Origin of the sequence: Aquabacterium sp. G14 (assembly GCF_037482285.1) — a bacterium.
GTDB lineage: Bacteria > Pseudomonadota > Gammaproteobacteria > Burkholderiales > Burkholderiaceae_C > Aquabacterium.
This window is the reverse complement of record NZ_JBBEYB010000030.1, coordinates 1-9,542: the sequence shown is the minus strand read 5'-3', so window position 1 is coordinate 9,542 and position 9,542 is coordinate 1. Positions and strand designations below refer to the sequence as shown.

General features: G+C 59.7%; 8 protein-coding genes. 7 read left to right on the top strand and 1 reads right to left on the bottom strand.

The annotated features are described in order from the left end of the window. Window positions 1–10: 10 nt before the first annotated feature. Window positions 11–774 (bottom strand): IS5 family transposase gene (locus WIT60_RS16655; RefSeq protein ID WP_339583436.1). Its coding sequence is split into 2 segments (ribosomal slippage): window positions 11–459 and window positions 459–774, totalling 765 coding nucleotides; the frame shifts between segments, so codons are not numbered across the junction. 337 nt (window positions 775–1,111) lie between these two features. Here WIT60_RS16655 and WIT60_RS16650 point away from each other — a divergent pair. The 7 genes from WIT60_RS16650 to WIT60_RS16620 form a co-directional block, all read left to right on the top strand. Then, window positions 1,112–1,465, top strand: a complete 354-nt coding sequence (locus tag WIT60_RS16650; protein WP_339584952.1) for a type II toxin-antitoxin system Phd/YefM family antitoxin — start codon at window positions 1,112–1,114, stop codon at window positions 1,463–1,465. After that, the gene (locus WIT60_RS16645; protein ID WP_339584951.1) at window positions 1,455–1,847 is read left to right on the top strand and encodes a type II toxin-antitoxin system RelE/ParE family toxin; all 393 of its coding nucleotides are present in this window, start codon (window positions 1,455–1,457) and stop codon (window positions 1,845–1,847) included. The genes WIT60_RS16650 and WIT60_RS16645 overlap by 11 nt, the downstream gene beginning before the upstream one ends. Window positions 1,848–1,861: 14 nt before the next feature. Beyond that, complete coding sequence (gene hsdR, locus WIT60_RS16640; RefSeq protein WP_339584950.1) at window positions 1,862–4,276, top strand: EcoAI/FtnUII family type I restriction enzme subunit R; 2,415 nt, start codon at window positions 1,862–1,864, stop codon at window positions 4,274–4,276. Between the two features lie 21 nt (window positions 4,277–4,297). Beyond that, on the top strand, window positions 4,298–6,139 hold the full coding sequence (locus tag WIT60_RS16635) for a class I SAM-dependent DNA methyltransferase (protein ID WP_339584949.1): 1,842 nt from the start codon (window positions 4,298–4,300) through the stop codon (window positions 6,137–6,139). Continuing rightward, the gene (locus WIT60_RS16630) at window positions 6,136–7,299 is read left to right on the top strand and encodes a PDDEXK nuclease domain-containing protein (RefSeq protein ID WP_339584948.1); all 1,164 of its coding nucleotides are present in this window, start codon (window positions 6,136–6,138) and stop codon (window positions 7,297–7,299) included. Before WIT60_RS16635 ends, WIT60_RS16630 begins: the two co-directional genes overlap by 4 nt. Then, on the top strand, window positions 7,296–8,417 hold the full coding sequence (locus tag WIT60_RS16625; RefSeq protein WP_339584947.1) for a restriction endonuclease subunit S: 1,122 nt from the start codon (window positions 7,296–7,298) through the stop codon (window positions 8,415–8,417). Before WIT60_RS16630 ends, WIT60_RS16625 begins: the two co-directional genes overlap by 4 nt. A 204-nt stretch (window positions 8,418–8,621) precedes the next feature. After that, window positions 8,622–9,542, top strand: a 921-nt coding sequence (locus WIT60_RS16620; RefSeq protein WP_339581920.1) for an IS1595 family transposase, incomplete at its 3' end; no start/stop codon positions are given.

The following is a 9,542-nucleotide window of genomic DNA, read 5'->3' as shown; positions in this document are numbered from 1 at the left end:
CTAGGGCCTGTTAACACATCCGAAGTCCATCAGCGACGAGCACGAAGCTGATGAAGCCCAGGAACATGAGGTCGAGTTTCTCGAACCGCGAGAAGATACGGCGATAGCCTTTGAGTCGACGGAACAACCGCTCCACCTCATTGCGGCGCTTGTACATCTCGCGGTCGTAGTCCCACGGTTCGTTCCGCGTCTTCATTGGTGGCACCACCGGAATGAAACCCAGATCCAGTGCCAGCTGCCGTGTCTCGTTGCCTTCGTAGGCGCGGTCCATCAACAAATGCACCGGCCTGCTGGCGGGCCCAAGACTGCTGAGCAGGCGCCGGCCTTCGGGTGCGTCGTGTGCCTGCCCAGGCGAGAGGCAAAACGTTACGGCCGTTCGAGCATCCGCGGCAACCATATGAATCTTGGTGTTCCATCCGCCTCGGGACTTTCCGATGGCTTGTGGGCCGTTTTTTTTAGTGCCCCCGTGCCGTCGGGATGGACCTTGATGCTTGTGGAGTCCAGCGAGACGGCTTCGATCCTGATACGCACGACTTGCGCACGCTGCAACTCCTCGAACATGCGATCCAGGACGCCAGCTTTGGTCCAGCGATTCATGCGCGTGTAAATCGTGTGCCAGTTGCCGAAGCGTTTGGGCAGTCCGCGCCACTTGCAACCATGTTCGGCCACATAAAGGATCGCATTGACCACCTGCAGATTGCTCAGGCTGACGTTGCCACGCTGCCTGGGCAGGCAGTGTTCGATGGTAGCGAATTGTTCGGGCGTGATCTCCATGTCGGAGATTTTCTGGCGCAATCGTCGCCGTCGCCATTAGTGTTAACACGCCCTAGCAAATCCATGGCCGACGGTGGAACTGGTACCGCGTCAGACCTATGAAATCGGGCATTGACCTTAAGGTCAAAGTAAGAAACAGGCAGCTCTCTGGGCTTCAATTTTCACACTCCCTTACATGCCATTCGATTATGGAGCAATGGCTACTAGGGAGATCAAGACTACGGCAATCACCACCGACCGACCGACCGACCGACCGACAGACAGACAGACAGACGAGGCCCCCAACAGCGATGAGTAAAATGCACAGAATTCTGTCATTCGTGGGGGTAAAACAGTCATGGGCTTTTCTGCCAAGGACGTAGTGCCGTTCACCCAGGCACGCGCGAACCTGTCCGAGCTGGCTGACCAGGCCAAGGCCGGCGCCGAAAAGATCATCACCAAGAACGGTGAAAGCTACGTCGCCTTGATCGATGCAGACCGGCTGGACTACTACCACCGGCTGGAGCGCGAGCACATCCACCTGCTGCTGATCGACGATGCCCGCCGAGGCTTGGCCGATGTGCTGGCGGGACACACCTGTGACGCGATGCAGGCCATCACCGCCCTGCAGCAAAACCAGGCCGCACTGACGGGCAAGGCGAAAGCCAAGCCACAAGCCCACCGCAAGCCTTCGAGTGGCCATGGCAGCTGACTCGCTTTACCGCACTGAGGCCACCGCTCACTTTCAGCGCTCACTGGAAGCCATCAAGGGCCCATTGACCTGGCCGGAAGCTGCGAAGGACTACGACCAGTTGCTGGCCGACTTGGGCAACACGGTCTTGCCCAACCTCGCCCGCTTTCCCTTGATTGGCCAGCGCTACCTCGATCACCCACCGCAATCGGCCGAGGCGCTGGCCAAATTGGCTCAGCTACCACCCGGCAGGGCCGATGCCCTGCGGGTGTACCTGCATGGCGACTACGTGATCCTGTACGTGGCCGATGCAGTCAAACTGACTGCATGTTTGCTGGCAATTTGCCACCACACGGATCTTTCGCAAGATTTCGCCAGGCTGTGGCCTAGCACCGCTGCGTAGACAGGGGGAAAACAATGTCCAGGGATTCCACGCGCGACAGCGCCATGACAGAAGCCGACACCTGCCGAGAGCATGTGACGCCAAAACTCGTCGAAGCGGGCTGGTCCTCGTCACCATGCAGCATCGGCGAGCAACGCACGTTCACCAATGGCCGTATCTTCGTGACGGGCGGCAAGGTGCGTCGGGGCGTCAAAAAGCGCGCCGACTACCTGCTGTATTACCGGCGTGACTACCCCCTGGCCGTCGTCGAGGCGAAAGACATTGGTACGCCTGCGGAAGCTGGTGTCCAGCAAGCCCGTGAATACGCAGAGATCCTCGGCCTCAAGTTCGCCTACGCCACCAACGGCCATCGCATCATCGAGATTGACTACACCACGGGAACGGAACGTGAGGTAGATCGCTATGCCACGCCTGAAGAGCTGTTCAACCGATTGACCGCTGCAGCGCCTTGGCCGCAAACGGCCACGCCGCACTTGTTGGAGCCATTCAACCTGACCTCAGGCAAGGTGCCTCGGTATTACCAACAGATCGCCATCCAGCGCGTGTTGGAGGCCATCATGCTGGGCCAAAAACGCATCCTAGCCACACTGGCCACCGGCACCGGCAAGACCTGCGTGGCCTTTCAGATCTGCTGGAAATTGTGGAACAGCCGCTGGAACCGCGCCGGGGAACACCGCCGTCCGAAGATCCTGTTCCTGGCTGATCGCAACATCTTGGTCGATGATCCGATGGCCAAGATGTTCTCGCCCTTCGGAGACGCCCGCCACAAGATCGCTGGCGGCGACACCAGCCAAAGCCGCGATATGTACTTCGGCATCTATCAATCACTGACCACGGCCAGTGAAGATGTGTTCCGGCAGTACAGGCCGGACTTCTTTGACCTGATCATCATTGACGAATGCCATCGCGGGTCCAGCCGCAATGAAAGCTCGTGGCGCGCCGTGCTCGACTACTTCGAGCCGGCCATCCAATTCGGCATGACCGCCACGCCGCTGCGCGAAGAATCACGCGACAGCTACGAGTACTTCGGTAACCCGGTCTACACCTACAGCTTGCGCCAAGGCATTGAAGACGGCTTCCTTGCGCCATATCGTGTGCACCGCGTCATCACCACGGTCGATGCCGCAGGTTGGCGTCCCAGTAAGGATGAGCTGGACCGGTACGGCCGCGAAGTGCCAGACGAGGAGTACCAGACCAAAGACTTCGAGCGCGTGGTGGCTCTCCGCGCCCGCACGAAGGCCATGGCCAAGCACCTGACAGGGTTGCTCAAAGGCACCGATCGTTTCGCCAAAACGCTGGTGTTCTGTGTGGACCAGGAACACGCCGCCGAGATGCGCCAGGAGCTGGTGAACCTCAACAGCGACCTGGTGCAGCAATACCCAGACTACGTTTGTCGGGTCACAGCCGATGAAGGTGCGATTGGCTTGACCCACCTCTCCCACTTTCAGGACGTTGACAAGCTCACCCCCGTGATCCTGACCACCTCACAACTGCTGACCACTGGAGTCGATGCCGAGATGGTCAAGAACGTGGTGTTGGCCCGCGTGGTGGGCTCACGCTCGGAGTTCAAGCAGATCGTCGGCCGAGGCACCCGCCTGAACGTGGAGTACGGCAAGGAGTATTTCAACATCATCGATTTCACCGGTACGGCCACGCAGCACTTTGCCGATCCTGATTTCGATGGTGAGCCAGCTCGCATCGAAGAGGTGACCGTTAACGAAGAGGGTGATCAAGTGGGCGAAGCAACCACCGAAGAGGTGACGCCCGCCGACGCCGCCCAAATTGAGTACGAGACCCAAGAGGAGCAAATTGGCCCGGGCGGCGGCGTGGTGATCACAGAGCCACCAGCCGAGCCACGCAAGTTCTACATCGACGGCGGTGAAGTTGAGGTCATCGGCCACCTGGTTTATGACTTGGACACCGATGGCAAAAAGCTGCAGGTGGTGAAGTACACCGACTACTCGGGTCGTGCCGTTCGCACCCTCTACCCCACACGCGAGGCCCTTCAAGCGGCGTGGGCTGACCCGGACACCCGTAGCGAAGTCCTGCGTGAACTGACTGAGCGCGGCATCAGCTTTGAAGAGCTGGCCACCAGCAGCGACCAACCTGACGCTGACCCTTTCGACCTGCTTTGCCACATTGCCTGGAACGCTCCGCTACTGACCCGCCGCCAGCGTGCAGAACAAGCCAGACGCAAAACACCTGACCTCTTTAACGAATACGGCGACACCGCCCGTGAAGTGCTCTCGCTGCTGCTCGACAAGTACATCGAGCGCGGCATCATCCAATTCAACGCCCTGTCTGAGCTAATGAAGGTTCAACCCTTCGACCGCTTTGGCACGCCTTCGGAAATCGCCAGCCGCCACTTCGGTGGGGTCAAAGGTATGAAGGAAGCCGTTTCACGGCTGCAGACAGCGCTTTACCAATAACAAGAACGAGATCCCATTTCCATGGCCCGCCCCAAGAAGACGACTACCGATACCCCAGAGAAGAAGCCACGCGCCACGCGCAAGGCCAAGGCACCGCTCACCACCCGCGAAAACCTCTCCGCCTTGATTGGAACTGCCCGCAAGATCCTGCGCAAGGACAAGGGCCTCAATGGCGATGTGGACCGCCTGCCCCTGCTCACCTGGGTGATGTTCCTCAAATTCCTGGACGACCTGGAAGCCATCCACGAAGAAGAAGCGCTGCTGGATAACAAGCGCTATCAGCCCATCATTGAAGCCCCCTACCGCTGGCGCGACTGGGCCGCCAAGGAAGACGGCATCAGCGGCGATGAATTGCTGGACTTCATCAACCAGGAGTTCACAACGCGTCCTGACGGCAAGGTAGGCAAGGGCCTGTTCGCCCACTTGCGTAGCCTGGCTGATGAAGGCGCGAAAGGCAGCCAACGTGAGGTGGTGGCCAACGTCTTCAAGGGCGTGCAGAACCGCATGGTCAGCGGCTACCTGCTGCGCGACATCGTCAACAAGATCAACGGTATCCACTTCGGTTCGAGCGAAGAGATTCACACCCTCTCGCACCTGTACGAATCGATGTTGCGCGAAATGCGCGATGCTGCGGGTGACTCGGGCGAGTTCTACACGCCGCGCCCCGTAGTGCGCTTCATGGTACAGGTGACGGACCCACGCTTGGGCGAAACGGTGCTGGACCCCGCTTGCGGCACGGGCGGCTTCTTGGTGGAAGCCTATGACCACATTGCCCCGCAAGTGAAGACGCCGGACGAGCGCCGCACCTTTCAGCGCGACACCCTTTACGGCCAGGAAGCCAAGCCCCTGCCCTACATGCTGGCGCAGATGAACCTGCTGCTGCACGGCCTGGAGGCACCTCAGATTGCCTATGGCAACACGCTGGTGAACAGGCTCAACGAAATTGGCCACAGCGAACGGGTGGACGTGATCCTCACCAACCCGCCATTTGGGGGCGAAGAGGAGTCCGCCATCAAAAACAATTTCCCGCCCAACATGCAGACGTCGGAAACGGCGCTGCTGTTCTTGCAATACATCATGCGCAAGCTGCGCGTGGCAGGCGCCAAAGTGCCTGGTGGCAAGCCCGCCACGCGTGGTGGCCGGGCTGCGGTGGTGGTGCCCAACGGCACCCTCTTTGGCGATGGCATCAGCGCTGTGATCAAAGAAGAACTGCTCAAGGAATTCAAGCTGCACACCATCGTGCGCTTGCCTCAAGGCGTGTTCGCCCCGTATACCGATATCCCGGCCAACTTGTTGTTCTTTGAACGTGGCGGACCCACCGACACCATCTGGTACTACGAGCTCCCCTTGCCAGAGGGGCGCAAGAAGTACAGCAAGACGGCACCGATTCAGTTTGAAGAGTTTTCAGCTGTGCAAGCGTGGTGGAACCAACGCGAAGTAGGCCCACAAGCCTGGAAAGAAGACTTTGCCGCCAAGCACGCTGCTGCCGTCGAAGCCGCCGCGCCGCACAGGCAGCGTGCCGAGACCGAGCGCCACGCGGCCATGGCGCTCGGCAAGCCCATTCGTGAACTGGAGCAGGCCATCCAGGCCACCGCCAACGGCAAGCGCGCCGAACTCCAAGAACAGTTGCGCAGCTTGAGGGCGCAGCAACTGGCTCATGAGCAGGCCGCCAAGGCGGCACAGGCTGAAGGTGACGCGCTGTACTGGCCCATCTACAACCTCGACATCAAGAACCCGAACGCCAAGGCCGGGTTGGCGCATGTAGAGCCGAAATACCTGATCGCCTCCATGCGCAGCCATGAGGGCGAGGTGATGCGCCTGCTGGGTGAAATCGAAGCCCTGGTGGCCGAGGTGCAGGCATGACTGAGCGCACGACGCCCGGCGTATCAGACCAGGCCGATTACGCGGCCGTTCACACCGACATCGTCGCGCTGCTGGAGGCGGCCCGCCGCGCGGCCGCACGCAGCGTCAACGCACTGATGACGGCCAGCTATTGGGAGATTGGCCGGCGCATTGTCGAGTTCGAGCAAAGCGGCAAGGACAGGGCCGAGTACGGCCAGGCTTTGCTCAAGCGTTTGTCCGCCGATCTGTCCGCCCGCTTCGGGCGCGGCTTCGGGGTAGATTCGCTCGAATCCATGCGGCTGTTCTACAAGACCTACCCGCCTTCGCTGATTTCCGAATCACTGATTCGGACATTGCCAGCGGGCACACCGGCTCCGAATTCCGAATCGCCGATTCGGAGTTTCGACCTCAACCAGTTGACCCAGGTGTTCCCGCTGTCCTGGACGCATTACGTCCACCTGATGCGCCGCACCCGGTCCGCTGAAGAACGCGCTTTTTACGAAGCCGAGGCGCTGCGCGGCGGCTGGAGCGTGCGCCAGCTCGACCGCCAAATCAGCACCCAGTTCCACACGCGCGCCCTGCTGTCGAAAAACAAGCGCGCCATGCTTGAAAAAGGCAGCCAGGCGCAGCCTGCTGACCTCGTCACGCCAGATGAGGTCATCAAAGACCCCTACGTGCTGGAGTTCCTCGACCTCAAAGACGAGTACTCCGAATCCAATCTCGAAGATGCCCTGATCCACCGGCTGGAGGACTTCCTGCTGGAACTGGGCAGCGATTTCACCTTCGTTGGCCGCCAGCGACGGCTGCGCATCGACGAAAGCTGGTTCCGCGTGGACCTGCTGTTCTTCCACCGTCGACTGCGCTGCCTGGTCATCATCGACCTGAAGCTGGGTGAACTCAGCCACGCCGATGTCGGCCAGATGCACATGTACTGCAACTATGCTCGCGAGCACTGGACGCTGCCCGATGAGAACCCGCCAGTAGGCCTCATCTTGTGTGCCCGCGCCAAGTCGGCACTGGCCCGCTATGCGCTGGACGGCCTGCCCAACAAGATCATGGCGGCCCAGTATCAGACCGTGCTGCCCGATGTGAAGCTGCTGGAAGCCGAGTTGGAGAAGACGCAGCGTGAGCTGGAGGCGCGTCGTATTGCACGCGGTAGCGATGCGGAGGGCGGCATATGAAGGCGTGGCCCAAAGTCGTCTTGGGTGACTTGTTTGATGTCGAGAAGGGAAAAATCGGGATCATGGCGGCGACGCCTGGCGCTTTCCCATTGGTCACCACAGGCGAAGGCCTTGCTTCGCACATCGAACCGCACTTCTCGGGAGATGCTGTTTGCATCCCTCTGATATCTGCAACAGGTCATGGTCACGCGAGCCTCAAACGACTGCACCACATCAAAGGGGAATTTGCCGTAGGCTCTATTTTGTGCGCCTGCATAAACCGTGCGCCGGAGCGCGTGGATGCACGTTACGTCTACTTCTATCTGAGCGCTTGCAAAGACACAGTGCTGATACCACTGATGCAGGGCACTGCCAACATGTCCATGAAAGTGTCCGACATTATTGAAGTTGAGATTCCACTGCCGCCACTGATCGAACAACAAGCCCTCGTTGCACGCCTGGACGCACTGGCCGAGAAAACTCGGCAGGTGAAAGCGCATCTGGACGCAGTCGAGCAAGATGCCGATCGCCTCGTCCGAGCGTACATTTTTCACCCTCCAGGTGAACAGCCGAAGAGACGCCCCATGTCTGATCTGGTGTTCCAGCGTCAGCCAGACGTAATCGTTGACGGAACTGTTCAATACCGCTTTGCGGGCGTCTACTCGTTCGGTCGCGGCGTATTCAAAAGTGTTGTCAAGACCGGTAGCGAATTCGCCTATGAGCGGCTTTCCACAGTTCGAGCTGGTGACTTCACTTATCCCAAATTGATGGCCTGGGAGGGCGCGTTGGGCGTTGTGCCTCCTGAATGCGACGGCATGGTTGTATCGCCAGAATTTCCAGTGTTCTCAGTCAACACAGATGAAGTCTTGCCCGAGTTGCTGGACATTTACTTCCGCACCCCGGAGGTTTGGCCCGAACTGGCAGAGCTGAGTGGCGGCACCAACGTCCGCCGCCGCCGTCTGCAGCCATCGGCATTTCTGAGCTACAAAATGCCAGTTCCATCGATGGGAACACAGTTGAAACTGCGCGAGGCATACCGCAGAACACAAGCACTCAAGGCAAAACACGCCGCCATCCGCGAAGCCAATGCCGACTTACTCCCCGCGACGCTGGAACGCGTCTTTTCAGGGAGCAATTGAGTGCAGTTCATTGCCGATGGCCCTGACATTCCCAACGAGCTTTTGCAGGCCCATGAAGAGGGTCGCGTCGTGTTTTTCTGCGGCGCGGGCATCTCGTACCCTGCTGGCCTTCCCGGCTCCTGATTAGAAACCTGCCTCAGCGAGGCTCACCCCATGAGCTTGTGACTCACTAATCTGTGGTCTTCTTACAGTGGGGTGAGCACCATGGCCTTCAACCAGATTCAGTTCCAGCACGGCATGTCGATTCCGGAATTCCTTCGTAGCTTTGGCACCGAGGCACAGTGCGCCGAAGCGATCAAGGCCGCGCGCTGGCCTGAGGGATTTCGCTGTCCGCGCTGCTCCAGCAGTGATCACTATGTGGTCGGCCACGGTGTCCGTAAGCTCTTCCAGTGCAATGGCTGTCGGCATCAGACCTCCCTGACCGCAGGCAGTCTCATGGCACACACCAAACTGCCCCTGACGACCTGGTTCTTGGCCATCTACCTCATCAGTCAGGCCAAAACCGGCCTGTCTGCCCTGGCGCTCAAGCGTCAGCTTGGCGTGAGCTATCCCACTGCCTGGCTGTTGCATCAGAAGATCAACCGGGCCATGGCCTCGCAAGACGCCACCCACCAACTCAGCGGCACGGTGCAACTCGATGACGCTTACCTCGGAGGCGAGCGCACAGGCGGCAAAGTCGGTCGGGGCTCCGAGAACAAGGTCCCCTTTGTCGCGGCTGTCTCGGTCAATGATCACGGGCATCCGATGTTCATCAAGCTCAATGTGGTCAGAGGGTTCACCTCTGAAGCGATCAGCAAGTGGGCCAAGTCCAATCTGGCACCGGGCACCAGCGTGCACAGCGATGGTTTGGCCTGCTTCAGTGCGGTGGCCGATGCCGGTTGCCTTCACCTCCCGATGGTGGTCGGCTCCCTCAAGCCGCGCGACCTGCCCAGCTTCAAGTGGGTCAACACCGTGCTGGGCAATCTCAAGACCACGTTGGCCGGAGCCTTCCATGCCCTGAACTACCGCAAGTACGCCGAGCACTACCTTGCTGGCTTCGCCTACAGGTTCAACCGCCGCTTCGATCTGCGTGGTCTGGTCGCAAGTCTCATCGTCGACGTCGTGAGAGCAAAGCCCATCAAGGAA

Coding starts and splice junctions, on each gene's coding strand:
- WIT60_RS16645 (WP_339584951.1), top strand. CDS start 1,455: ATGGCAGCTGACTCGCTTTACCGCACTGAGGCCACCGCTCACTTTCAG.
- WIT60_RS16650 (WP_339584952.1), top strand. CDS start 1,112: ATGGGCTTTTCTGCCAAGGACGTAGTGCCGTTCACCCAGGCACGCGCG.
- WIT60_RS16630 (WP_339584948.1), top strand. CDS start 6,136: ATGACTGAGCGCACGACGCCCGGCGTATCAGACCAGGCCGATTACGCG.
- hsdR (WP_339584950.1), top strand. CDS start 1,862: ATGTCCAGGGATTCCACGCGCGACAGCGCCATGACAGAAGCCGACACC.
- WIT60_RS16625 (WP_339584947.1), top strand. CDS start 7,296: ATGAAGGCGTGGCCCAAAGTCGTCTTGGGTGACTTGTTTGATGTCGAG.
- WIT60_RS16635 (WP_339584949.1), top strand. CDS start 4,298: ATGGCCCGCCCCAAGAAGACGACTACCGATACCCCAGAGAAGAAGCCA.